The 24,723-nt window shown below is 70.9% G+C and carries 23 protein-coding genes; 6 read left to right on the top strand and 17 right to left on the bottom strand.

Translation table 11 applies throughout. The annotated features are described in order from the left end of the window. Positions 1-67 precede the first annotated feature (67 nt). The 10 genes from ACFV20_RS01085 to ACFV20_RS01040 all read right to left on the bottom strand — a co-directional run bounded on the left by ACFV20_RS01085 (position 68) and on the right by ACFV20_RS01040 (position 9,611). Positions 68-1,033 carry a response regulator gene (locus tag ACFV20_RS01085; RefSeq protein ID WP_385650890.1) on the bottom strand — a complete coding sequence of 322 codons (966 nt, stop codon included), beginning with the start codon at positions 1,031-1,033 and terminating at the stop codon, positions 68-70. Between the two features lie 27 nt (positions 1,034-1,060). Continuing rightward, positions 1,061-2,698, bottom strand: a complete 1,638-nt coding sequence (locus tag ACFV20_RS01080) for a sensor histidine kinase (RefSeq protein WP_385650888.1) — start codon at positions 2,696-2,698, stop codon at positions 1,061-1,063. A gap of 14 nt (positions 2,699-2,712) precedes the next feature. Further along, positions 2,713-3,600 carry a DUF5936 domain-containing protein gene (locus tag ACFV20_RS01075; RefSeq protein WP_385650886.1) on the bottom strand — a complete coding sequence of 296 codons (888 nt, stop codon included), beginning with the start codon at positions 3,598-3,600 and terminating at the stop codon, positions 2,713-2,715. 29 nt (positions 3,601-3,629) lie between these two features. Beyond that, positions 3,630-4,574, bottom strand: a complete 945-nt coding sequence (locus ACFV20_RS01070; RefSeq protein ID WP_385650884.1) for a type II secretion system F family protein — start codon at positions 4,572-4,574, stop codon at positions 3,630-3,632. A 9-nt stretch (positions 4,575-4,583) separates the two neighbouring features. Then, entirely contained in the window at positions 4,584-5,921 is a 1,338-nt protein-coding gene (locus ACFV20_RS01065) for a CpaF family protein (protein WP_385650882.1), read from the bottom strand. A gap of 24 nt (positions 5,922-5,945) precedes the next feature. Further along, positions 5,946-6,305 carry a TadE/TadG family type IV pilus assembly protein gene (locus ACFV20_RS01060; RefSeq protein ID WP_385650880.1) on the bottom strand — a complete coding sequence of 120 codons (360 nt, stop codon included), beginning with the start codon at positions 6,303-6,305 and terminating at the stop codon, positions 5,946-5,948. Between the two features lies 1 nt (position 6,306). Beyond that, positions 6,307-6,636: a pilus assembly protein gene (locus ACFV20_RS01055; RefSeq protein WP_385651267.1), complete on the bottom strand. Its 330-nt coding sequence runs from the start codon at positions 6,634-6,636 to the stop codon at positions 6,307-6,309. An 89-nt stretch (positions 6,637-6,725) separates the two neighbouring features. Further along, positions 6,726-7,958, bottom strand: coding sequence for a CpaE family protein (locus ACFV20_RS01050; protein ID WP_385650878.1), 1,233 nt, complete (start codon positions 7,956-7,958; stop codon positions 6,726-6,728). A gap of 9 nt (positions 7,959-7,967) precedes the next feature. Next, positions 7,968-8,675: a Flp pilus assembly protein CpaB gene (gene cpaB / locus ACFV20_RS01045; protein WP_385650876.1), complete on the bottom strand. Its 708-nt coding sequence runs from the start codon at positions 8,673-8,675 to the stop codon at positions 7,968-7,970. A 69-nt stretch (positions 8,676-8,744) separates the two neighbouring features. Beyond that, complete coding sequence (locus ACFV20_RS01040; protein WP_385650874.1) at positions 8,745-9,611, bottom strand: hypothetical protein; 867 nt, start codon at positions 9,609-9,611, stop codon at positions 8,745-8,747. A 496-nt stretch (positions 9,612-10,107) separates the two neighbouring features. On the opposite strand from ACFV20_RS01040, the gene ACFV20_RS01035 reads away from it, so the two are divergent. Genes ACFV20_RS01035 through ACFV20_RS01015 form a run of 5 tightly spaced genes read left to right on the top strand, consistent with a single transcriptional unit; the run spans position 10,108 to position 14,791 of the window. Further along, complete coding sequence (locus ACFV20_RS01035) at positions 10,108-11,667, top strand: hypothetical protein (protein ID WP_385650872.1); 1,560 nt, start codon at positions 10,108-10,110, stop codon at positions 11,665-11,667. A 20-nt stretch (positions 11,668-11,687) separates the two neighbouring features. Continuing rightward, a complete protein-coding gene (locus ACFV20_RS01030; RefSeq protein ID WP_385650871.1) occupies positions 11,688-12,248 on the top strand; it encodes a hypothetical protein in 561 nt (186 codons plus the stop codon). A 2-nt stretch (positions 12,249-12,250) separates the two neighbouring features. Further along, the gene (locus ACFV20_RS01025) at positions 12,251-12,685 is read left to right on the top strand and encodes a DUF3592 domain-containing protein (RefSeq protein WP_385650869.1); all 435 of its coding nucleotides are present in this window, start codon (positions 12,251-12,253) and stop codon (positions 12,683-12,685) included. Then, complete coding sequence (locus ACFV20_RS01020; RefSeq protein ID WP_385650866.1) at positions 12,682-13,071, top strand: hypothetical protein; 390 nt, start codon at positions 12,682-12,684, stop codon at positions 13,069-13,071. Before ACFV20_RS01025 ends, ACFV20_RS01020 begins: the two co-directional genes overlap by 4 nt. Before the next feature lie 31 nt (positions 13,072-13,102). Then, complete coding sequence (locus tag ACFV20_RS01015) at positions 13,103-14,791, top strand: chitinase (protein ID WP_385650864.1); 1,689 nt, start codon at positions 13,103-13,105, stop codon at positions 14,789-14,791. Between the two features lie 6 nt (positions 14,792-14,797). On the opposite strand, the gene ACFV20_RS01010 is transcribed toward ACFV20_RS01015, so the two are convergent. The 5 genes from ACFV20_RS01010 to ACFV20_RS00990 form a co-directional block, all read right to left on the bottom strand. Beyond that, positions 14,798-15,229: a hypothetical protein gene (locus ACFV20_RS01010; protein ID WP_385650862.1), complete on the bottom strand. Its 432-nt coding sequence runs from the start codon at positions 15,227-15,229 to the stop codon at positions 14,798-14,800. Positions 15,230-15,290: 61 nt separating this feature from the next. Further along, positions 15,291-16,595: an Nramp family divalent metal transporter gene (locus ACFV20_RS01005; protein ID WP_385650860.1), complete on the bottom strand. Its 1,305-nt coding sequence runs from the start codon at positions 16,593-16,595 to the stop codon at positions 15,291-15,293. A 156-nt stretch (positions 16,596-16,751) separates the two neighbouring features. Further along, positions 16,752-17,234, bottom strand: coding sequence for an ATP-binding protein (locus ACFV20_RS01000; protein ID WP_385650858.1), 483 nt, complete (start codon positions 17,232-17,234; stop codon positions 16,752-16,754). An 82-nt stretch (positions 17,235-17,316) separates the two neighbouring features. Continuing rightward, positions 17,317-18,216 (bottom strand): anti-sigma factor RsbA family regulatory protein, encoded by a 900-nt coding sequence (locus ACFV20_RS00995; protein ID WP_385650855.1) that lies wholly within the window; start codon positions 18,214-18,216, stop codon positions 17,317-17,319. Beyond that, on the bottom strand, positions 18,213-20,684 hold the full coding sequence (locus ACFV20_RS00990; protein ID WP_385650852.1) for an ATP-binding protein: 2,472 nt from the start codon (positions 20,682-20,684) through the stop codon (positions 18,213-18,215). The genes ACFV20_RS00995 and ACFV20_RS00990 overlap by 4 nt, the downstream gene beginning before the upstream one ends. A 275-nt stretch (positions 20,685-20,959) precedes the next feature. Between ACFV20_RS00990 and ACFV20_RS00985 the strand changes: the two genes are divergently transcribed. Then, positions 20,960-22,312, top strand: coding sequence for a M14 family metallopeptidase (locus tag ACFV20_RS00985; protein WP_385650849.1), 1,353 nt, complete (start codon positions 20,960-20,962; stop codon positions 22,310-22,312). Here ACFV20_RS00985 and ACFV20_RS00980 read toward each other — a convergent pair. Further along, positions 22,309-22,962, bottom strand: a complete 654-nt coding sequence (locus ACFV20_RS00980; protein ID WP_385650846.1) for a hypothetical protein — start codon at positions 22,960-22,962, stop codon at positions 22,309-22,311. The genes ACFV20_RS00985 and ACFV20_RS00980 overlap by 4 nt on opposite strands. Before the next feature lie 65 nt (positions 22,963-23,027). After that, positions 23,028-24,506 carry a GntP family permease gene (locus ACFV20_RS00975; RefSeq protein WP_385650843.1) on the bottom strand — a complete coding sequence of 493 codons (1,479 nt, stop codon included), beginning with the start codon at positions 24,504-24,506 and terminating at the stop codon, positions 23,028-23,030. Between the last annotated feature and the right edge of the window lie 217 nt (positions 24,507-24,723).

Below are 24,723 nucleotides of genomic sequence, written 5' to 3'. Positions count from 1 at the left end.
CCCAGGGCCCAATTCCGGGCCCAATGACGCGGGCCCAACGGGTTGTTCCGGGTGTTACCCCATCGCGTCATCGGAGGTCACTCCCGCCCCGGCGTGTGTCCGGCGCCGTGCCGATCCACTTCGCGGCGGCCTCGGAGCGGCTGGTGCTGTGGAGCTTGGCGAAGATGCGGTTGATGTGGTTCTTGACGGTCTTCTCGCTGATGAAGCACGTGGCGGCGATCTGCTGGTTGTTCATGCCGGACGCGATGAGGTCCATGATCTCCGCCTCCCTCGTGCTCAGTTGGAACCGCGACCTGTCGGGAGCGGCCGGGCGGCCACCCGTCCACTCAGACGAAGACTGTCCCACATTCGGTTGCACTTGCGAAAGGTTTTCTGAAGAAGTTGACACATGGGGGGATGCGGGAGGCCGCAAACGTGCTGGCTGTACTGCATGTTGAGTGTGTGTATACGGTTCTACGGACGGGGAAATTCCGTATGCAGTCGCACTCGACGACTGTCCCAGGCCCTCCGGGAGGGACGCCGTCGGGGCCGGGCCCGGGTCCCGGCGGAACTGGGCCAGCAGGGCGCCCGCCGCCGTGGGAGTGAAGTGGGCCCGGCCCTCCTTGATGTCCCGCACGGCGTCGACCAGCTGGTCGGCCGTGAACTCGCCGTGGACCAGGTAGCCGCCCGCTCCCCGGCGCAGGGCCTCCTGGACGATCTCGGACTCCCTGCTGTAGGTCAGCATCACCACCGGCGCGATCTGCACCAGGTAGGGCAGCGCCGAGATGCCGTCCACTCCGGGCATGCGGACGTCGAGCAGCACGACGTCCGGACGGTGCCGGTGAGCGGCCTCGTAGGCCTGGCGGCCGTCGGCGGCCTCCGCCACCACCTCGATGTCGGCGCGGCCGGAGAGCAGTGCGGTGAGACCCGCACGGACCACGGGATTGTCGTCCGCGACGACGACCCGGAGGCGGTGGGTCGGCGGTGCGGCGAAAAGGTCCTGTGGGGGCGGCGGCTGGGATGCGCCGGGGTGTGGAGTGCTGGGGTCCGGCATCAGAGGCCTCCTCTCGGGTCGTGTGGGTCAGACGGTGGATGTGCGTAGTGCTGCCAGCGGGAGTTCCAGGCGCACCTCTGTGCCCTGGGTCCGACTGCCACGGCCGATGCGGATGCGCGCGCCCACCGAGGCGGCTCGTTCCACCATGCCGACCAAGCCGAAATGGCCCGCTCGGCGCAGTTGTTCGAGGGTCGTGCCTTGAGGGAGACCGCGGCCGTCGTCGCAAACGCTGATGCGCAGCAGGTCCCCGTGAACACCTGCGCTGACGTCGACCCGGGTGGCGTGGGCGTGACGGTGGGCGTTCTCCATGGCCTCCGAGGCAATGGTGAGAAGCTGGCGAGCCACCGCGGGTGGGACCGGCGGGACGGCAAGCTCACCCGTGGGACGGTAGGCGGTCGGGAGCTGTGTACGGGTGCTGAAATCCTTCGTGCGCGCCGCCAGTTCCACCAGTACGTCCGTGCCTTGGTCCGGGTCGGATTCGCGCCGCAGGTCGGCGAGAAGCTCACGGGATTCCGCTGCCGCTCGGCGGGCTGAGCGGGCAACCAGTTCGGCCTGTTGTTTGATCAGTCTGCTGTCCATACGAGCGGCGCCTGCGGATCCGGTCAGGCCGTCGGCGGCCAGGGCCACTCCGTGCAGCGTCTTGGCCACTGAATCGTGCATCTCCCGTGCCAGGCGCGCCCGTTCGGCGCTGACCGCTTCCGTGACGGCGAGACGTGCTTGGACGGTGGTGAGGGCCTGGGTGGCGGCGCCGAAGCGGAGCATGAGGTTGCGCAGGCTTGAACCGACGGCACCGGCGATGAGGCACAAGCCGGGGAGGAGGGATGACTCGGCGATGCCGGTGTGCTCACGCGCCGACGTGGCGTAGATCAACAGGAGGATCAATGACTGGAGCGACGCGAACACGGCCGCGCCCCGCCAGCCGTAGACGAGGCCCGCGAGCAGAGGCGTGCACACGCTCACGTAGGCCAACGTGGTGTCCGGGCCCGCGCTGATCAGGAGCAAGGAGCCGAGAAGGGTGTCCACGGCCAGAAGGGAGGGATGGCGCAGCAGGAGGGGACCAAAGCGTTCCCAGTCCCGGAAGAGGACGTAGGAGGCCATGAAGGTGACGACCACGGCGATGCCGACCAAGCGGGTGCTCAGACCGGAGTTGGCATTGATGAGGGCCGCCGGAGCGGCTAAGGCGATCATGGCCAGGCGGAAGCCGAAGACCTGCCGGCACATGGCTTGGAGGGCGTTGATCTGGATGGGGATGGTGACCGTGTCGGATGTCGTCGCCGACATCCGGCCAGTGGTGGACGGATCAGCGGCCCGAGCGGCAGCCGCCGTCGAGGTCGGCTGATCGGCCCGGGGTCCCGGCTTCGCGGATGCCGCGTCCCGGCGTCCCGCGCGTCCGTGCTCCCTCTTCCTGATCCGTACCGTCCGCTCGGTCCCGGCGTCCCCCTGTGCCGTCGGCCAAGCCGAGGCCCGTCCTGGGGGTCCTGCTGACGCCGGCGCGTCTGCCGGCACCCAGCCAGGGGGGAGGGCAGGCGTCGCGTACGTCACCGGAATGTCCGGCGCACCCGTCCGAACGTGATCCGGGAGGACCGTGCCTGCCGGTGGAGTGGTGATCTCAGGTGTCTTCGGGCGAAGCCGCAACAGCTTGGCACGTTCCTTGGTCGTGGACATGACGTCGCCCCGTTCTACTCGCCCGTGATGGAGCTGAAGTCCGTGCCGGAACCGAGCAGCATTCCCGCGCCGAGGAGAATCATCGTGGCCGGGACCATGAAGGTGGTGATCATCAGGGTTGCCTTCGGGACGGCGCGCGCGGCCTTGCGACGGGCGTTCTGCGCATCTGTGCGACGCATGTCCTTCGCGAGCGCGACAAGCGTGTCCACGATGGGCGCACCCAGTTCCTCACCCTGTTGGAGCGCCGTGACGAACATGGCCACCTGCTCCGAATCATTGCGCTTGCGCAGCTCGTCGAAGGCCTGACGTCGGCTCATCCCGAGATCCATCTGACGCAGGGTGATCCGGAGCTCGTCGGCCCAAGGGCCCTCGTACTTGGACGAGACTCGATCGAGCGCCTGGCGGAACCCCAACCCCGCGCTGACGACAACCGCGAGTACGTCCAGAAAGTCCGGCAATGTCCGCTCGATCGCGTCCTTGCGGATGCGGATCGCGGACCAGATCCCGACGTCGGCCCAGAAGACGGCGAAGGCGATCATCAGGAGAGCGGCGAAGACACTGCCCTTGGTCAGGGCGATGAAGCCGCCCAGCCCGCCGATCATGCCGTACACCGCACGCCTGGCCGCATAGCGGTCGATGGTGAGACCTCCGGGGTTGCCTGCGAGGTCGATCTTGCGCCGGTACTTCGCGACCCGCTTCGGCCCCATCAAGCGGAGCACGGAGGGCGCGTACCGCATGCCGAGCCGGTCGACCAGCGACCCCACGGCGTTGGTGCGGGTCCCACCGATCTCGAGGGCCAATGCCAGGTCGCCGGGAAGCCGCGCCTCCGCTCGGTACATGCGGATGCCGGCAAAGGCTCCCCACACGCTGAGACCCATGACGAGTGCCAGCAGAAGTCCCATGTGGCGCTCCTTCTCCTATGGCTCGGTGCTCAGACGTCGATGCGCGACAGGCGGCGGATGAGGAAGAAGCCGATGGCGTAGAGGCTGAAGGCGATGATCACGCAGGCCTGACCGATCGGCGACCCCGTCATACGGTCCAGCGAGCCGTCGTTGATGGCGTTCAGCATGAACAGAGCGCCCACGCCCAGGACCGGCACCGCGTACGACGTCATGTTGACCTGCGACAATTGCGTCCGCACCTCGCGCCGCGTCTCCTTCCGCTCCTCCAGCGTCTCCGTCAGGTTCCGCAATGCGCTGACCACCTGGCCGCCCGCCCTGTTCGACAGCATCAGGGTGGTGACCAGCACGACCAGTTCGCGGGACGGGAGACGGTCCGCCAGTTCGCCCAGTGCGTCGTCCAGGGAGGCACCCACCGCCAACACTGCGGAGACTTTTGCGAGCTCCTCCCCCGCGGGGGCCTCCAGTTCCTCCGCCGCCATTCCGATGGCGGTACGCAGCGCGAGCCCCGCCTGCGTGGCATTGGCGAGGATCCGGGCCAATTCGGGAAGCTGGTTGATGAACTTCTCGATGCGCTTCTGGCGCTGCCAGTTGAGGAATTGGAAGGCCACCCAGATGCCCAGCAGCCCCGCCAGCGGGCCGAAGAACGGGGCCAGGGCCGCCTGGCCGATCAGCCACAGGCCCGCGACCGTGGCGAGCATGTAGACGAAGAACTCACCGGGCGTGATGTCCAAGCCGGTCGCCGCCAGGCGCAGTTCCAGTTTCTTGCCGAGCCTGGTGCGCCGCAGCCGGCGGTCGATGCCGCGGAAGTTGCGGCGCCGGCCGCCCGCCGGGACCTGGCCGGTGGCGGACAGGCGGTCCACCAGGGCCTGCCGCTGCGCCTTGCCCATGGCGTAGGAGTGCAGGCCGGCGACGACGAGGACGCAGGTCAGCAGGGTGATGCCGGTGGTGAGCGTGATGAGCGGTTGCAGTTCCATCGGTCGGTCCTACCTGGCTTCTCGGGTGGCTAGCTGGTCCGCCGTCCGGGCGATGCCGAACGCCTGGGGAAGGGGCTGGCTCGCCATGTAGAGGCGGTCGGCGGTGCGGCGCGGGAGCGGGAAGTACTCGAAGACGCCGTGGATACGGCCGTCGGAGGTCATGGGCTGCGCGTGGAAGCGGGCGACCGTGACCAGTCGGTACGGGTCGCTGCCATGGCTGTCCATCAGTGCGATCTCGGTGATGCGGCGGGCGCCGTCCGCGAAGCGGGTCAGCTGCACGATGACGTCGACCGCGCTGTTGATCTGGTCGTGCAGCGCCACGAAGGGGATCTCCACGTCCGACATGGACGCCAGCGTCTGCAGCCGCATCAGCGCGTCCTCGGCGCTGTTGGCGTGGACGGTGGCCAGCGAACCGTCGTGGCCGGTGGACATCGCCTGGAGCATGTCGAGGGACTCACCGCCACGGACCTCACCGACGACGATCCGGTCGGGGCGCATGCGCAGCGAGTTGCGGACGAGGTCGCGGATCGTCACCTGGCCCTTGCCCTCCACGTTGGGCGGGCGGGACTCCAGACGGATCACGTGCGGCTGCTGGAGCTGGAGTTCGGCGGAGTCCTCGATGGTGATGATGCGTTCGCCCTCGGGGATGAGCCCCGACAGGGCGTTCAGCAGGGTCGTCTTGCCGGTGCCCGTCGCGCCCGAGACGATGATGTTGAACTTCGCCTGCACCAGACCCGCCAGCAGATACAGCATGTGCTCGTCGAGCGAACCGAGGCCGATCAGCTCCTGGAGCGTGAAGGAGCGCGGGAAGCGGCGGATGGTGAGGGTGGCGCCGGTCAGGGACAGCGGCGGGATGATGACGTTGACGCGCTCACCGGAGGGCAGGCGGGCGTCGACCATCGGGTTCGATTCGTCGACCCGGCGGTTGACCGTCGAGACGATGCGCTCGATGGTCTGCATGAGCTGGTCGTTCGAGGCGAAGCGCAGCGGCAGTTGCTCGACCCGCCCGCCGCGCTCCACGAAGATCGCGTCCGGGCCGTTCACCATGATCTCGGTGATGGAGGCGTCCTCCAGGAGCGGCTCCAGGATGCCGAGGCCGAGTGCCTCGTCGACCACCCTGCGGATCAGCTGCGCGCGTTCGACCGTCGACAGGACCGGGCCCTCGCGGCTGATGATGTGTCCCAGCACCCGTTCCAGCCGGGCCCTGCGTTCGGCGGCGGCCAGCGAACTCATCTCCGCGAGGTCGATCTCCTCCAGGAGCTTGGCCCGGTAGGAGGCGACCATGTGGCCGTCCTCGCCCCGGTTGCCGTTCTCCTCGGGGGTGTTGATGCGTGCTCGCAGGCTCATGAGTGCGGTGCTCCTAGCTTTCGCTCAGTGGTCGCGCGGCATCGTGGCGGTCTTGCGGGCCGTTCCGAAGTTGTCCTTGCCCGGGAAGACCGACGGGATGGTGATCTCGGCCGTGACCGTGACCTCGTCCCCACCCGGCGAGGGCAGACAACTGGTCTCGTCGGCCAGCCAACCGCTCACCGCCGCCCTGCAATCCGCCTCGGACGGACCGCCCAGCGAAGCACTGCGCGCACCCGCGCGGGCCGCCGTACCGGCCTGCTGGGCCGTGTACGCGATCAGCCCCAGCTGTACCGCCGCCAGGGCGACGAGGAGCAGGATCGGGAGAAACCCCAGATACTCGAGAGCGACCTGGCCTCGATCGCGGCGCTGACGGCTGTCAGACATCTCAGTCATCCTCTTCCTCGACCGCACCGGCGTGGCCTTTCACCTCGAACGGGAACGCGATGGTGCCGGGGAAGAGGACGGGGACCCGGAGCCGGACGTCAGCCGTCACATAGCCGGTGGACGGTGGGCAGTCGACCGTGGCGCCGCTCCTCCACGCGTCCGACAGCTTGTCCTTGCCCGCCTGCTCGCATGCGGCCTGCCGGCTCCCGCGTTCTGCCGCCGTTCCCGCCCGTACCGCTTCGTCGGCGGCGTTCCCCGCGAGCGTGAAGGTGTAGCCGACCAGTACGAGCTGCCACAGCACCACCAGCGTCACGATGATCGTCGGCGTCATCCCCAGGAACTCGATCGTCACCTGACCCCTGTCCCGCTCCCTCAAGAGCACCCTCTGCGCCCTCTGCGCCCTCTGCGCCCTCAGCACCCTCACCCCTCCCTCCTCCGCCGGAATCCCCCCGCTCCCCGGCCCCCCTTCTGGGCGCCCTCCGCGGTCTTGACCAGGCCCAGCTCTCCCGCCAGGCCCCACAGGGCCTGCTTCACCGCGCTCTTGTTCTCCAGTTCGTGGATGCGGCCCGCGTCCACGACGCTCTGCAGTTCCTTGAAATGGGCGGGGACCACGGTGGCCGCGACCTCCGTGCCGGTGATCTTCTGGATCAGGGGCGGCTGGATCTCCGTGGCACGCGAGTGCCGGTTGACGACGACGGTCGTCTCCTCGGCCTTGCGGATCTGCAGCCGGTCCCACATCCGCACGGCCCGTTTCGCACCGCGTACGGCGACCACGTCCGGCGTGGTGACCAGCAGGGCCCGGTCGGCCATCTCCACGGCCGCCGCGCCGGCGCCGCCGAGCTGGGCGCCGCAGTCGATGACGACGACCTCGTAGCGGGAGCGCAGGGCGCTGACGATCTGCCGGGCGGCGCGGTCGGTGACGTCCTCGCCGCGTTCGCCTTCGGCGGGGGCGAGCAGCAGGGCGACGCCGGTGTCGTGGCGGAAGACCGCGTCGGCGAGGACGCGCGGGGAGATGTCGTTGATCGCGGCGAGGTCGACGACCGAGCGGCGGAACTGGACGTCCAGGTAGGAGGCGATGTCGCCGGTCTGGAGGTCCATGTCGACCAGGGCGGTGCTGCGGCCGGAGGCCTGCGCGGCCAGGGCGAGCTGGATCGCGGTCAGGGTGGTGCCGGTGCCGCCCTTCGCGCCGCTGACCGTGACGACGGTGCCGCCGACGCCGGTGAACACATCACCGCCCGCGCCCAGGTGCCGTCGTACGCCGACGGACCACTGGGCGACGGCCTGGACACGGCTGGCGAGTTCCTCGTAGCTCAGCGGCAGGGCGACCAGGCCGCGGGCGCCGTAGTCCATGGCGGCCTGGAAGAGGCCGGGGCTCGCGTCGGAGGTGACGAGGATGACGCCGACGGCCGGGAAGCGCAGGGCCACTTCGCGGATCAGTTCCAGCGCGGGGACGGGGCCGATCCGTTCGTGGACGATCACGACCTCGGGCAGCTCGTCGACCGACTCGGCGGCCAGCCGTGCGAGGGTGTCAACGAGCTGGGTGGAGTCGACCACGGGCGCGACGGGCTCGGCGTCCGGGAGCTGGCTGAGCAGTGTCGTGACGGACCGGACCGCGTCCGTGTCACCGACTGCCGGGAGGATCCTCGTGGGCATGGCAGCCTCTCACTTGTCCTTCGCGAGTTCGTACGTCCGGTCCCGCTCGGGGACGGTGGTGTCGCTGCCGGGCGCGACGAGGGCGAGCCGGACGCGCTTGGCGAAGGACTCGGCGTAGGTGATGCGCTGGGCGTCGAGCGCGGACAGTGCGAAGGTGATGGGGACGGCGTCGGTGGGCTGCTGGGTGCGGTTGCCCTCGTCAGGCTCGAGCGCGGTGAGTTCGCCGACGTCGAGGACCTTGGCGTTGGTGACGATGATCTTCGACTGGTCGGGGTCGCCCTCACGGGCGCCCTCGAAGGTGGCGTAGACGTTGACCGAGGCGCCGGGTGTGATCTTGCCGGCCACGCCGGTCGCCGCGTCGATCATGATCGCGACCTCCTGCTGGCCGGGCTGGAGGGCCGGCTGGCGGACGATCATGTCGGACTGGAGCAGGGAGCCCGCGCGGAGCGTGGTCACGGCGATCTTGCCCTGTATGTCCCGCAGATCGGTGACCGCGTTGTCGGACAGCCACCGTTCGGGCATCTCGATCTTCTCGAACTGGCCCGTGCTGAGGGTGGTGTAGGGCGGCACGTCGGACTTGAGCCGGTAGGCGGTGACCTCGGGGCCGACCTTCGACTTCACGTCGCTGATGACGGAGAGCACGCCGACGAAGGCGCCGAGGGCGCAGACGACCGACAGGAGCAGGAGAATCACGCCGCGGCGCTGACGGGAGTTCATGAACCGTACAACCTCGTTGGGGATATCGGTCGAGCGGGATCGGAACGGTGCTGTTGAGCGGTGTCAGCGTCAGCCGACGGCCGTTCGGTTCTCGAGCTGCTGGTGGGGTGGACTGTCGTGGGCGGGTGGCGTGGCCGAGCAGAACACGCAGCGGTCCCCGATGACGTCGATGCCGCACCAGTGGCAGCGGCTGCGCCGGACGGAGGTGACCAGCTGGTAGAGGACGGACAGGTCCGGCAGGTAGCTGCAGAACTCGATGAGCTTGCCGGTGCCCCACCAGCCGGGCGATTCGGCCGGGAGCGGCGTCTCGCGCAGCCCCTGCACCTTCCAGGAGGGGGCGAGGGTTCCCGTGACCCAGTCGGACTGGAGCTGTCCTTTGGCGATCAGCATCCACGTGCCGAACTCGGGGCCGGGCAGGGTGGCCTCGGGGGTGATCTTGACGAGCTGCGGCTCGGGGTGGGCGAGGACGCCGAACTGGCTGCCGGGCACCCATGACTTGGCGTGCGACTTCAGGCCGACGGGGACGCGGTCGAGGCGGGCGACGGAGTTCAGCAGCGCGCCGGAGTGGATGTAGTGCACGAGCAGCCGGCCGGCCGAGGCGAGCACGCCGGGGCTGATGTCGCAGGAGGCGAGTTGCCGTAACTGGCGTGCCAGGACGGCCAGTCCGAGGGGCGGCAGGTCCGGCCGGAACAGGGCGATGCGGTCGCTCTCCATGAGGGAGCGCAGGGTGTGCAGCCGTCGCTGTACGGCGGTGGGCGCGGCCGGTGAGCACACCACGATGACGTGCCCGTGGTGGTCCACCAGGGCCTGCATCTCGGCCAGCGCCTGTTCCAGGGGGCGTCGGTCGACGTCCCGGAGCACGACGGCGGGCAGGGTGCGGTCGTCCTGTGGCGGCAGCGCCATGTCGGCGCCGGTCACGGCAATGGCAGTTGGCACGCGCAGCTCCCCGTTTCCCCATGCCGGTCGGAACGCCGGGTGTCACTCCGGCGCACCGTGTCGACTTCACTGCGTGACTACCTCAGCACTGTATCCACGCCTCTGTGACCGGAGAACAGCGTTTGTGTACCTGAAGAGCAACTGTCGTTGCACAAGAGGCGTCAAAACGGGGCAGGTTGAGCATCTTGCCGGACGCCGAGGCGGGCCCGGGCCGATTCGTGCGGCGGGCCCAGCGGGCCCAGCGGGCCCAGTGGTGACGATGGGCCTCCCTTTGGGCCCTGAGGCCCACGCCTGACACAGCGTCGCGTACCTACGCTCGCCGTCCGGAAAGCACACACGTGGCCGGAACGCAGGCGGGCGGAAGACACGCGGACGGAACGCGCACAGCCGGAACGCAGGCGGACGGAAGACACGCGGACGGATGACACGCGGACGAACGCACGCGGACGAACGCACGCGGACGGCAGGCCCGCGGATCCGTGAGGAGGGGTGACGTATGGCGGACGGGGGCGGCATACGGGCGTACGGGCGCAGGCCGGTCTTCGACGACCGGGGGGCGACCGGCACCGAGTACCTCGGGATGGTCGTCGTCAGCGCGGCGATCGTCCTGGCCCTCTCGGCCACCGGCGTCGGCCAGTTGATCTACGACAGGATCGCCGCGCAGGTCTGCCGGGTCGCCGGCGGCGGCGACTGCGGGGCGGCCGGGCCCGGCCCGGGCAAGCCGCTCACCGACGCGGACTTCGAGCCGGCGCTGTGCCAGGTCTCCTCCGTCACCGACAAGGCGGGCTCCAAGGCGAAGATCCTCTTCTGGGAGATCGGCAAGGAGTACGGCTTCCAGGAGCAGCGCCTGAAGGCGAAGACGGACGTCAACGGGGACGGCAAGGTCGACGACAGCGACCAGCTGGTCTACCTGACGTTCACGGACGCGGCGTCGGTCGCCGCCAAGAAGGACTTCAAGCCCGGCATGAAGGTGGGCCGGTTCGGCGCCGACAAGGTGGAACTGGGGCTCGGCATCAAGGTGACCAACGGCGACACCTGGGTGTTCCAGAGCCCCGAGGAGGCCCAGCGGTTCCGGGACGACGTGGAGAAGCTGCAGATGTACGAGATGCGGCGGACCATGCCGGGCGGCGCCGAGGCGAGTGTCGGCGACAGCATCCTCTACCTCTTCGGAAAGGGCCCCCTGAAGGACGAGGAGGACACGCAGAACCGCATCAAGGAGCACCTCGGCGACAACCGGAAGATCACCTACGGCAAGGTGGGCCTGGAGGCGTCGGCGTCGGCGGGTATGAAGATCTCCGCGGGCGACGAGAAGAAGCTGAGCGCCGCACTCGGCGGCACCTTCAAGTACGCGCCCGAGGTCACCTGGACCGACAACGCCTACAAGAACACCAAGTCGTACACCTACTCCTCGTCCATCGAGTACGGCTCCAAGGTGGGGTACGAGGCGGGCCCGCTCAGCGGTGAGTACACGGCGAACACCACGCAGACCGGCACCATCACCGTCACCTACGACAAGAAGACCGGGAAGCTGGTCCGGGTGGACATGACGCGCACGGTCGAGGAGGGCGGCCAGAAGGACGGCGCCAAGGCGGGCGGCGACAACGGCAAGAAGGACGGGGACAAGCGCGGCGGGAACGCGGGGGTGAAGGGCACCGACTCGCAGACCGGCATCGAGATCGTCACGAACACGCTCGCCTTCGATCCCGGCCCGGCGGGCGACCGGGACCGGGCGATCGCCGAGCGCTGGCTGGACAGCAACAACGAGCAGGTCGCCACGCCCTTCCAGTACATGTTCGCCGACCACGCCCCGACGTCCCGCCCGGGCGCGGACGACCCCTTCGGGCAGCTGATGTTCGACCAGGGCAAGTCGAGCCGGATGACGTACACGGGCGAGGTGAACGCGGCCGAGTACGGCTTCGAGTTGAATCTGGGGCTGAGTCTGGGCATGACGATCAGCACGGAGAAGAAGGCGGAGACCCTGACCGACGCCCAGTTCCTGGGGGCGCCGCACGGACAGGGCCGCTCCTATCTTCCCTACAGCTACTGTGCGAACTGACGAGACGGGAGCCCCTGCCGATGAAGACCCGCCGTGCCGGCCTGGCCGCCGCCCTACTGACGACCGCCGCCGCCCTGACCGGCTGCGGGAGTACCGACTCCGGCGCGGGCAGCGTGCCCGAGGGCTGGGGGACGCTGAAGACGAAGGGTGTCGACGTGTCGTACCCGAAGGGCTACGAGGAGCAGAGCGCCGCCGGGCGCGGGAAGCACAACGCGGCTGCGGCGGTGCGGACGGAGGGCGGAAGGAAGGTCTCCGTCATCACCGTGCAGCTCGGGTTCACCGAGGCGAACTCCGCCGAGCAGGCCGCGATCGCCGCCGAGGCGGGCATCCAGATGGGCGCCGACGTCAAGGGCCAGAAGGACGTGGAGCTGGCGGGCACGGACGAGGCCAGGCGCATCGACTTCTCCTTCAAGGCGACCGGCGAGGACGGCGGGCCGGCCGCGGGCACCCCGGTCGAGGGAGTGATCCTGGCCGGGCTGGACGCGCGCGACACGGCCTTCGCGATCCGGATCGACGCGCAGCGGGGCTCCCTGCCGGACGGGGACCTGGACCGGATCATCGACTCGGTCGAGGTGCACTAGCCGTGGCGGTGCCGGGCGCCGGATACGTCGTACTGGCCGCGCTGGTGGCGCTGTTCGGCGCGCTGGCGTGGCGGTACGCGCGGCGGCTGGTGACGGTGACGCGGGTGCTGCGGCGCGGGGCCCGCGCGGAGGGCGAGTGCGTGCGCGTGGAGACGGAGCCGTACCAGCGTTCCGACGCGCGGCGGCACTTCTTCGCCTTCCGCACGGCCGACGGCGCACGGGTCGAGTTCGAGGACCTGGCGGGCTGGTCGACGACCGAGGGCAGCCCGGTCACCGTCACCTACGACCCCCGCGATCCCGCGGGCACGGCGACGGTGGCGGGCCGGGGCAGCTGGTCCCCGGTGCTCCAGTCGCTGGCCCTGGTGGCGGGCTGCGGCCTGGCCGCGGCGGGTTTCACGGTCCTGCTCTTCTTCGAGATCGCCGGAGGTGACCGATGACGCTCGTCCGCTGCTGGGCCGTCGGGATCGTGGTGCTCGTCCTCACCGAGTACGTCCAGATGACGCTGGTGTACGGGCCGCTGGTCGGCCCGGGGGGCGTCGGGTCGTTCGGGGCCGCGCTGGCGCTGGTGCATCTGCCGAACCTGGTGTGCGTCGTGCTGGCGACCTGGGCGGCGGCGCGGGTCCATCCGGAGCCGTGGCGCGAGGTGCCGGTGCGTCATCTGGCGGCGGCGTGCGCGGTGCCGGCGGCGGCGCAGGTGCTGCTGCTGTCCCTGCGGCCGGGGGTGCTGGACCCGGCGGGTGCGGCGTTCTGGATGTCCACGGGTGTGCTGCTGGCGGGATGCGCGGTGGGACTGCTGCTCGACAGGTTGGTCTGGACCTCTTGACAGCCTCTTTGGTCTGGACCATTTTCTTGTCATGTCCCCACACAGACGATCCCTGCGGTTGTGGTCGGGCGCCGTCACGGCTGCCCTGGCCCTCACTGTCACGACCGTCGGCCAGGCCAGCGCCGCCGACGTCAACAACGCCAGGAACGCCGGCTTCGAGTCGGGCCTGAGCGACTGGACCTGCTCGGCGGGCAGCGGTGCGACGGTCTTCTCCCCGGTGCACTCCGGGTCGGCCGCGCTGCGGGCGACCCCGTCGGGGCAGGACAACGCCCGGTGCGCCCAGACGGTCCGGGTGAAGCCCAACGCGACGTACACGCTGGGCGCGTGGGTCCGGGGCGGGTACGCCTACCTGGGCGTGACGGGCACGGGCACGACGGACGTGTCCACCTGGACGCCCGACTCCTCCTCCTGGAAGCAGCTGTCGACCACCTTCACCACCGGCTCCTCGACCACGTCGGTGACGGTGTACACGCACGGCTGGTACGGGCAGGCGGCGTACTACGCGGACGACGTGTCGGTGTTCGGCCCCGACGGCGGCGGAGGCACGGACCCGGGTCCGACGATCCCGTCGGCGCCGGGCGGCCTGAACGTCTCCGGCACGACGTCCTCGTCGGTGTCGCTGGCCTGGAACGCCGTCTCCGGGGCGACGGGTTACACCGTGTACCGCGACGGCACCAAGGTGACCGCGGTCTCCGGTACCTCCGCGACGGTGACCGGCCTCGCGGCGTCGACGTCGTACTCCTTCCAGGTCACGGCGACGAACGGGGCCGGTGAGTCGCCGAAGTCGGCGGCGGTGACGGCCACCACGAACAAGCCGAACGGTCCCGGCCCCGCGCTGCCCAAGCACGCCGTGACCGGCTACTGGCAGAACTTCGACAACGGGGCGACCGTCCAGAAGCTCGCCGACGTCCAGGCGCAGTACGACATCATCGCCGTCGCCTTCGCGGACGCGACCTCGACGCCGGGCGCGGTGACCTTCACCCTCGACTCGGCCGGTCTCGGCGGCTACACCGTCGACCAGTTCAAGGCCGACATCCGGGCCAAGCAGGCGGCCGGGAAGAAGGTCGTCGTCTCGGTCGGCGGCGAGCGCGGCACGGTGGCCGTGAACGACGCCGCGTCGGCGGCGAACTTCGCCAACAGCGTGTACGCGCTGATGCAGACCTACGGCTTCGACGGCGTCGACATCGACCTGGAGAACGGTCTCAACGCGACCTACATGACGCAGGCGCTGCGGTCGCTCTCGGCGAAGGCGGGCTCGTCGCTGATCATCACGATGGCGCCGCAGACCATCGACATGCAGTCGACGTCGAACTCCTACTTCCAGACGGCCCTGAACATCAAGGACATCCTCACGGTCGTCAACATGCAGTACTACAACAGCGGTTCCATGCTGGGCTGCGACGGCAAGGTCTACAGCCAGGGCTCGGTGGACTTCCTCACGGCCCTCGCCTGCATCCAGCTGGAGGGCGGCCTGGCCCCGTCCCAGGTCGGGCTCGGCCTGCCCGCCTCCACCCGGGGCGCGGGCAGCGGCTACGTATCGCCCTCCGTGGTGAACAACGCCCTGGACTGCCTGGCCAAGGGCACCGGATGCGGGTCCTTCAAGCCGCCGCGGACATACCCCGACCTGCGCGGTGCGATGACCTGGTCGACCAACTGGGACGCCACGGCCGGCAACGCCTGGTCCAACGCGGTGGGGCCGCATGTGCACGGGCTGCCGTAGCGGGCCCTATCCCGCCGGGCGGTAGTGGCCGAGGACCCAGGCCAGCTGCGGGAACCACTCCGTCAGCCGCGTCCTGGGTCTGGCCTCCACCACGCACTCGAAGAACCGGCCGTCCACATGGACCACGGCGACCATCAGCGCCTTGCCGTCGGGCCTGGCCCGGTAGTGGACGCTGCGGATCTCGGGCCAGCGGAACTCGATCGAGAGACCGGACGACTCGAAGGCGACACCGGACGCGTCGACGACGACCGCGTTGCGCTTGTCGACGGCCAGGAAGTCCGGCCCGGCCGCCGCCTGCTGCGGCGGCGGCGCCTGGGCGTACGGAGGCGGTGCGGGCGCGTACGCGGGCGGTGCGGCGGCGTACGGGGGCGGCGCCGGCGCGTACTGCGGCGGGGGCGGGCCGAAACCGGGGCCGGGCGGCGGGGGCTGCTGGGTCATCCGGCCATTGTCCCGCCCTGGAGGAACTCGCCCCACGGCCGGTCCCAGATCTGCTTCCGCCCTAGAAGAACTCCCCCCACGGCTGGTCCCAGATCTGCTTCACGCACAGGATCAGGAACAGCAGTCCGGCGACGGCGAGCATGACGTTGCTGAGCGGGCCGTTGCGCCACTCCCGGGGCGTACGGCCGGAGTTGAGGAGCCAGATCAGGGTGCCGGCGAGGAACGGCAGGAAGGCCGCGCCGAGGACGCCGTAGAGGATGACCAGGCGGAAGGGCTGGCCCTGGAAGAGCAGGATCATCGGCGGGAACGTCAGCCAGAGCAGATAGGCGCGGAACGGCCAGGAGCGTTCGCGCGTCCCGGAGGCGACCTCCTCGCCCTTGGCCTGGCCCCTGCCCGACAGCCGGGCCACGAAGTCGGCGAACATCAGGCTCACGCCGTGCCAGACGCCGATCAGCGAGGTGAAGGACGTGGCGAAGAAGCCGATCAGGAAGAACTTGGCGGTGGCCGAGCCGTACTCCTCCTCCAGGATGTCGCCCAGCTGGATCAGGCCCTTGTCGCCGCTCGCGATGGCCACGTTCGCCGAGTGGAGCAGTTCCGCGCCGACGAACAGCATGGCGATGACGAAGACGCCGGTGGTGGCGTAGGCGACGCGGTTGTCCAGCCGCATGACCTTCATCCAGCCGGTGTCGGTCCAGCCCTTGGCGTTGACCCAGTAGCCGTAGGCCGCGAGCGTGATCGTGCCGCCCACACCGCCGATCAGGCCCAGCGTGTTGAGGATCGAGTCCTTCTCGTCCGGCAGCACCGGCAGGAGACCGGCGAGGGCGTCGGGGATGTTCGGCGTGACCCGGATCGCCAGGTACACCGTCACCACGAACATGACGCCCACCAGGACCGTCATGACCTTCTCGAACACCGCGTACTTGTTGAACCAGACGAAGACCAGTCCGACCAGACCGCAGGCGATGCCCCACCACTTGAGGTCCATCACGTCCGGGAACAGCGCCTGCAGCGGCAGCGCGCTCGACGACATCGCCGCGGCGCCGTAGACGAAGCCCCAGACCACGACGTACACGGCGAAGAACCAGGTGGTCCAGCGGCCGAGGCTCGCCCAGCCGTCGAACAGGGTGCGGCCGGTGGACAGGTGCCAGCGGCCCGCCGCCTCGGCCAGGGAGATCTTCACCAGGCATCCGATGACGGCGGCCCACAGCAGGGTGTAGCCGAAGTTGCTGCCCGCGATCAGCGTGGCGACCAGGTCACCGGCACCGACCCCGGTCGCCGCCACGACGATGCCCGGACCGATGTGTTTCCAGCTCGCCTTCCGCGGTTGGGGTTGCTGCGTGCCCGTGTGCTCTGTGGTGTCCGCCATACAGATCAAGAAAGCGCAAGCGGCCCGGGGGGACAAGAGGGCGTGAGCGCAACGAGCGCAGGGGCGCGGGGAACTGCGCGAGCAACCACACGCGACCCGCGGCCCGAAGCCGGACCAAGGCGGCACGTCGCACCGCCGAGGCCCGGCCGGCGGGCGTCACGGCTGTCGCCGACCGCAGCCGTCCGCCCCGCAGGTGCCGAGCTCGAACCACACGGTCTTGCCCGGCCCGTCCCGGTGGCAGCCCCAGCGCCGGGCCAGCGCGTCCACCAGGAACATCCCACGGCCGCTCTCCCCGGTGTCCGCGTCCAGCACCCGCGGCACCCGGCGCTCGGCGTCGGCGACCTCGCAGCGCAGCAGGCCGTGCGCCGCGAACAGCGTGAGCCGGAAGCGGCTCCCGGCGTGCACCACCGCGTTGGTGGCCAGTTCGCCGACGAGCAGTTCGGCCACGTCCGCGACGTCACCGTGCTCGGCCAGTCCCCAGCTCTCCAGCTGCCTGCGCACCTCCGCGCGGGCCTCGCGGACGGCGGAGGGCCGGGGGGCGTACTCGACCCTCAGGTGCCCCGCCCCCAGGGGCGGTTGCGGGAACGGGCCGTAGCGGGCGTCTGGGTCGGGGAGGTGCCGCCCGGGGTGTTGCAGCATGGGACCAGGGTGGTGCCCGGGGGCGGCCCGGCGCAGGGGGAGGACTACCCGATCCCCTACCTGCTTGCGCAGGTGAGGAGGCCTACGCGTACTGGAGGCGGACCGTCGCTCCGTCGGCGTCGTCACGGATGTCGACGTACGCGCAGACCTGTCGCGCGTACCACAGCCCCGGGCCCGGTTCCGGGTCGGCGGCCGGCGGGACGAAGCCGGCGAGCGGGTCGTCGAGGCGACGGGCGGAGCGCAGTTCGCAGACGCAGCCGGGGCTCTCGCCCCACAGCAGGAGGTCGCCGCCGAGGGGCGCGAGGGCCGCGGCGCTCTCCGCGACGGCGGCGGCGAACAGCTCGGCGTCCGCCGCGGGCAGCCCTCTGCCGACGGCCCAGCTCTGCACGGCGGCGGTGTCCGGCCGCGGGAGGCGCAGCACACGGTCCGGCGGCAACGGCAGCGGTACGGCGTCGAGTTCGGCCGCGAGCCGCAGCGGGTCCTCGTAGACCTCGGTGTCGGGGTGGGTGCGGCGGGCCGCGGCGACGACGGCGGGTCCGGCGGTGCGGGTGTCGTACGCGCACAGCGCGGTCGTGGACAGGGGGGCGAAGAGGAGGTTGGCGAGGGCCTCGTAGCGGATCCACTCGGTGGTCTCGCGGGCCGAGCGGCCGGCGCGGCCGCTCCAGACGGGTTCCATGACGAGGTGGAGCCGGCCGCCGGGGCCCGCGTGTGCGGCGAGATATGTGGCGGCCCGGGCGACGGCGTTGGCGGCGGAGCCGGTGTACCAGTCGGTGTGCGGGATGCAGGTGATGTCCTTCGCGCCGGGGCCGAGGGCGTCGCGCAGGAGGTCGAGGTGGCGCGGGGCGGCGATGGCCACCGGCGGCGGTTCGCCGAAGGCGCCGAGGCCTTCGCCGAGGAAGGGCAGGGCGGCGGCCAGGAACCCGTCGTCGGTGTCGAAGACGGCCATGCGGTGGTCGAACGGGCGGTGTTCTGCGGTGGTCACGTGGTCCCCTCGGGTGGGTGGATGCGTGCGGGGTCGGGGCAGCGCCGCGCCGTCACCCAGGCCGCGATCTGACTGCGGTTGCTGAAGCCGAGCTTGCCGAGGATGCGTTCCACATGGCCTTCGGCGGTGCGGCGGGCGATCACCAGGCGGTCGGCGATCTGCTGGTTGGCGAGGCCTTCGGCGACGAGCTGGGCGACCTCGGTCTCACGGCGGGTCAGACGGACCGTGCCGTCGTCGTGCGGGGGCAGGGGGCCGGGCTCCGCGGGGCGCGGTCGGCCCGGCTCCTGCGGCTCCCGGCCGGCCAGTTCGGCGGCGGGCAGGGCCCTGCCCCGTCGGCGGGCCCGCTCGAACGCCTCGGGGCCGAGGGCCCGGACCGCCCGCTCCTCGACGTCCCGGCGTACGGAGTTGAGGGTGTGGGAGCCCCAGCGGCCGGTGTCGATGTCGGCCCAGACGCGGTCGGCGCCGCCGAGGAGGACGGCGGCGTGCTCGTGGGAGCCGCCCGCGGCCGCGATCGACGCGAGCAGGTCGAGGGTGAGGGCGATGCCGATGACGTCGTGGACGGCGAGTTTGAGCCGCAGGGCCTCGCGGGCGTGCCGTTCGGCCCGGGTCCGGTCGCCGCGCACGGTGTGGGCGAGGGCGAGGATGCGCAGCACGTAGGAGCGGACCCACTGTTCGCCGTGCCGTTCGCACAGCCTCAAGGCGTCCTCGCAGACGTCGACGGCCCGCTCGGCCTCGCCCAGGTAGGCCAGTGCGCAGGCGAGTTCGACCTGGTCGAGGCCGGCGAGGCTGAGGTGCTGTCCGGGCACGGGGCCGCGGGCGACGGTGGTCTCGAAGTGCCGCAGCGCTCCGGGCAGGTCGTCGCCGAACAGCCGGATGACGCCGATGACGTACTCGGCGTGTGCTGCTTCGGCGTCGTCGCCGAGGGTGCGGGCGAGGGCGAGGGCCTCGGTGGCGTGGCGGCGGCCTCGGGGGAAGTCCCGGTTGGCGGCGGCCAGCAGCCCGGCGACCCACAGGCCGCGGGCCCGTTCCGGGGTGGGTCCGGGGGCGGCGGTCAGGGCCCGGTCGAGCCAGTACAGGCCCTCGCGGGAGGCGCCGCAGGCGTGCCAGTGGAACCAGAGCGTGCCGGCGAGACGCAGTCCGGCGAGGGCCTCGCCGGGGGCGGAGAGGCTGAAGTCGAGGGCGGCGCGGAGATTGTCCCGGTCGGCGCGCAGCCGGGCCACCGTCTCCGGCTGGCCGGGCCCGAACCAGCCGCGTTCCCACGTCTCGGCCCGGCGGGCCATCCAGTCGCGCTGCCGCCGCCGGGCCGCCTCCTCCTGCCCGGCGACCCGCCGTAACTGCTCCCGGCCGTACTGCCGCAGGGTGTCGAGCAGCCGGTAGCGCACCCCGCCGGGCCCGGTTTCCCGGCAGAGCACGGACTTGTCCACGAGCCCGGCGACGGCTTCCAGGACGTCGTCGGTCCGCAGGCGCGGGGGCGGCAGCAGGGTGAGGGTGCCTCCGGCGGGCGCGGCCCCGGGCCGGAGCGGTGTTCCGGGGCGGTCGGCCGGCCGGGGGACGGGCTCCGGCGTCGGGTCCGCGCAGACCGCCTCCGCCGTTTCCAGGTCGAAGCTGCCCGCCAGGACCGACAGCCGGGCCCACACCGTCTGCTCGGGGAGGGTGCACAGGTCGTGGCTCCAGGCGACGGCCGCGCGCAGGGTCTGGTGGCGGGGCAGGGCCGCGGGGCTGCCGGTGGTGAGGAACCGGTAGCGGTCGTCGAGGCGGTCGAGGAGCTGGTCGACGTCGAGGACCCGCATGCGGACGGCGGCGAGTTCGATGGCCAGGGGCAGGCCGTCCAGGCGGTGGCACAGCCGGGCGACGGAGGCTCGGTTGGCCGGGGTGAGGCGGAAGCCCGGCACGACGGCGGCGGCCCGGTCGGCGAAGAGGGTGAGGGCCGGGTAGCCCTCGGCGGCGGACAGGTCGCCGTCCGGGTCGGGCACCGGCAGCGGCCGTACCTCCAGCAGATGCTCCTCGGTGAGGCCGAGCCGGTGGCGGCTGGTGGCGAGGATCCGGACGCCCTCAGTGCCGTGCAGCAGGGCCGCGGCGAGCCGGGCGCACGCGTCCGCCAGGTGCTCGCAGTTGTCGACGACGAGGAGCAGCCGCCGGGTGCGTACCTGTTCGACGAGGGCGTCCAGGGGCGACTGGGCGGAGCGGTCGTGGAGGCCGAGCGCGTCGGCGGCGGCGAGCGGGACGAGGGCCGGGTCGTGCAGTCCGGACAGGTGCACGTAGCGCACGCCGTCGGGGAAGGCGCGCCGCACCCGGGCCGCGATGCGTCCGGCGAGCCGGGTCTTGCCGACGCCGCCCGGCCCGGTCAGCGTCACCAGACGCGCGCGGGCGAGCAGTTCGCGGCCCTGGGTCAGTTCGCCACGCCGGTCGACGAAGCTGGTCGTCTCGGCCGGCAGGTGGTGGTCCTGTCGTGGCGCTGATCCGCCCATGATCAGCCAGTCCTCTGAAAGGGTGTGAGTCCGGGGATCCGGACACTCCGGCTCCGTGTGCGCGGCCCCTCACTCTGTCGAAGTCGCGTACATATATGCACGCCGGGGCCACACCTGAGGGTGCACTTCGGCCGTGACACCTCGACCGCGACACCACGCGCGTACACTGCGCGGCTGCTTTCAGTCTTGACCTGCTCATGCCATCAGCAGAACGATATGCGCCACCCGCACACGTACGTCGCACGGAACAACCCCACCTCCCACCAGGAGATTTCATGCGACTTCGCACACGAGGCGCCGGTGCCCGCACCGGCAGACGCACCGCCGCCCTCGCCGGGCTCCTCGCCCTCGCCCTCGCGGCCCCCCTGTCCGCGGCCACGGACGACGCCGCCGCCGACAGCGCCCGCAAACCGTCCGCCTCGGCCGACGACATCCGGCAGTACGAGATCCACCTGCACTCGACGGCCGCGGACCGCACGGCACTTCAGCGCGCGGGCGTGAGCGTGGACGAGGTCCACGCGCACGGCGTCGTGGTCTCCGGCCGCGCCGGCCAGATCAGGAAGCTGCGCGCGCGGGGCTACGAGGTCTCCCCGCTCGGCGCGGTGCCCGACCGGTCCGCCGGCGAGGACGACGTCCGGCTCCTCGACTTCCCGTCGGCCGACTCGAAGTACCACAACTACGCGGAGATGACGAACGAGATCGACTCGATCGTCTCGGCCCACCCGTCCATCGTGAGCCGGCGCGTGATCGGCACGTCCTACCAGGGACGGAACATCGTCGCCGTCAAGATCAGCGACAACGTGGGCACCGACGAGTCCGAGCCGGAGGTGCTGTTCACGCACCACCAGCACGCCCGCGAGCACCTGACCGTCGAGATGGCGCTCTACCTGCTGCGCGAGCTGACCTCCGGTTACGGCTCCGACTCACGGGTGACCAGCATGGTGAACAACCGCGAGATCTGGATCGTCCCAGACGTCAACCCGGACGGCGGCGAGTACGACATCGCCACCGGCTCCTACCGCTCCTGGCGCAAGAACCGCCAGCCCAACTCCGGTTCGTCGTACGTCGGCACGGACCTGAACCGCAACTGGAACTTCCGCTGGGGCTGCTGCGGCGGCTCCTCGGGCTCCACGTCGTCCGAGACGTACCGGGGCGCGGCCGCGGAGTCGGCTCCCGAGGTGAAGGTCGTCGCCGACTTCGTGCGCAGCCGGGTCGTCGGCGGCACGCAGCAGATCAAGGCGGGTGTCGACTTCCACACCTACAGCGAGCTGGTGCTGTGGCCGTTCGGCTACACGTACTCCGACACGGCGACCGGGATGACCGCGGACGACAACGCGGCGTTCAAGGCCGTCGGACGGAAGATGGCCGCGAGCAACGGGTACACGGCGGAGCAGTCCAGCGACCTGTACATCACGGACGGGTCGATCGACGACTACCTCTGGGGCGCGCACAAGATCTTCGCGTACACCTTCGAGATGTACCCCCGTTCCGGTGGGGGCGGGTTCTACCCGCCCGACGAGGTGATCGAGCGGGAGACCTCCCGTAACCGCGATGCCGTGCTGCAACTGCTGGAGAACGCGGACTGCATGTACCGGTCGATCGGCAAGGAGAGCCAGTACTGCGGTTAGTCCGCGTCCGCCTCCGCCTTCACCTCGGACTCGGTCTCGGTCTCGGACTCGGTCTCGGTCTCGGTCCCGGTCTCGGTCTCGGTCTCGAAGTAGACGTCCAGGACCGCGTCCAGTCCCTCGTCCCACTCCTTGAAGTGGCTCCTGGCCGGCGCCTCGATCTCGATCGGGTACCAGCGCCGGTCAGGGGTGTGGACGGTGACGGTCCACCGCTTGCCGAAGCGGGCCGTCTCCGTCTCCACCGCGCCGATCTCGTCCCAGCGGAACTCGCACTCCTGGTCGTCCAGGGCCAGGCGGACGCCTCTGTGGTCGGCGACCAGCCGGGCGCGGCGGTCGGACGCCTCGAAGACGGGGCCGTCGGCCGGGGCGGCCTCCTCCGGCTCGGCGTCCGCGTCCGGCTCGGCGTCCGCGTCCGGCTCGGCGTCCGCGTCCGGTGCGGCGTCCTCCTCCGAGCCGGAGGGGGGCGCCTGCTCCGTCTCCTCCTGCTCGGCGGTGGCCTCCTCGGCCGTCTCCGCCTCGGCGACCTGAGGCTCCTTCTCCCGCCCGTCCTCCTTTGCCCGTTCGGACGCGGGTGAGGTGAGCCCGGGGATGAAGGCCGGGTCGAATCCGGCGCCTTCCAGGGGCTGGCTGCTCGAACCTATGCGCTGCTCCACAGCGCAGAAGTATGGTCGAGAATCCTGTGCGGCACACAGTCGGCCCCGGCATCGTTATCAGTTGCCTACACGAACAGGCTCAGTACCGCCGCCACGGCGAACCCCGCCACCGACAGCACACTCTCCAGCACCGTCCAGGTCTTGAGGGTGTCCCGCTCGCTGATGCCGAAGTACTTGGCGACCATCCAGAAGCCCCCGTCGTTGACGTGCGAGGCGAAGATGGAGCCGGCCGAGATGGCCATGATGACCAGGGCGACGAAGGCCTGGGAGTGGTCGCCCTCGGACAGCAGCGGGGCCACGATGCCCGCCGTCGTCACGATCGCCACCGTCGCCGAGCCCTGGGCCACGCGCAGCACCACGGAGATCAGGTAGGCGAGGACGAGCACCGGCAGGCCCACGTCGTTGAAGGTGTCCGAGAGGGCCTGGGCGACACCGCTGGCCTTGAGGACCGCGCCGAAGACGCCGCCCGCGCCGACCACCAGCAGGATGTTGCCGACCGGCTTGAGGGACGCGGTGGACACCGTCTCCAGGGACTTGCGGGACCAGCCGCGGCGGATGCCGAGCAGGTAGTACGCGAGGAACAGGGCGAGGGTGAGCGCCACGAACGGGCTGCCGAAGAACTCGATCACCGAGCGGAGGGTGGAGGGGCCCAGGGCGATCGAGGAGAAGGTCGCGGCGAGGATGAGGACCAGCGGGGTGCCGATGATGCCGAGGACCGTGCCGAGGGAGACCGGCTGCTCGCTGGGCGCGACCCCGGCGGCCCGCTGCTCGTCGACGACGGCCTGCTTCGCCTCCTCCGCCGCCTCGACCATGTCCTGCGGCACGGGGACGAAGATGCGGCGGCCGACCCATGCCGAGTAGCCCCAGGCGGCCACCACGGCGGGCAGACCGCAGACGATGCCCATGAGGATGACCCAGCCGAGGTCGACGTGGAGGAGTCCGGCGGCGGCGACCGGGCCGGGGTGCGGCGGCAGGAACGCGTGGGTGACCGACAGGCCCGCGAGCAGGGGCAGACAGTAGAGCAGGATCGACTTGCCCGACCGCTTGGCGGCGGCGTAGACGATCGGGGCCAGGACGAAGATGCCGACGTCGAAGAAGACCGGGATGCCGAAGATCAGGCCCGTGAGGCCCATGGCGAGCGGGGCCCGCTTCTCGCCGAACAGACCGAGCAGACGCCTCGCCAATACCTCGGCGCCGCCGCTGACTTCGAGGATCGCGCCGAGCATGGTGCCCAGGCCGATGATGATCGCGACATGGCCGAGGATGCCGCCCATGCCGGACTCGATGGTGGAGACGGCGTCCGACTTCTGGACCGTGCCGAAGAGTTCGGTGACCGACAGGCCGGCGGCGAGGCCGACGGCTATGGAGACCGCGAGCAGGGCGACGAACGGCTGGAGTCTCATCCTGATGATGAGGAACAGCAGGAGCCCGATACCGAGGGCGGCGGTGAGCAGAAGTCCGGCCGTGCCGTCCACGAGGAGGAGCAGACCTCCGGTGTGGGGCGGGGTCTCGGCAGGGGCGGACGCGGCGAGCGAAAGGGACATTCGGGGGTCCTCTGCGTAAATGCATGCGGTTTCTGGGTAGGGGGGAGCGCGGCGCGGCGCATCGGTGGCGCCGCGCCTCGACAAGGCGGGGGTGGGGGGGGGGGGGGGTGCGGGCGGGGCGGGCCGGGGGGGGGCGCGGCGGGGGGCCGCGCCGTCGGCGCGCCGCTCGGGCCCCGCCCGGCGCGAACGCTGCCCGGCACGCAGCCCGGTACCCGGC

The sequence above is a fragment of the Streptomyces sp. NPDC059696 genome, from assembly GCF_042733745.1.
In the GTDB taxonomy this organism is placed as follows: Bacteria; Actinomycetota; Actinomycetes; order Streptomycetales; family Streptomycetaceae; genus Streptomyces.
The sequence above is the reverse complement of the archived record's forward strand: the minus strand, read 5'-3'. Positions and strand labels throughout refer to the sequence as shown.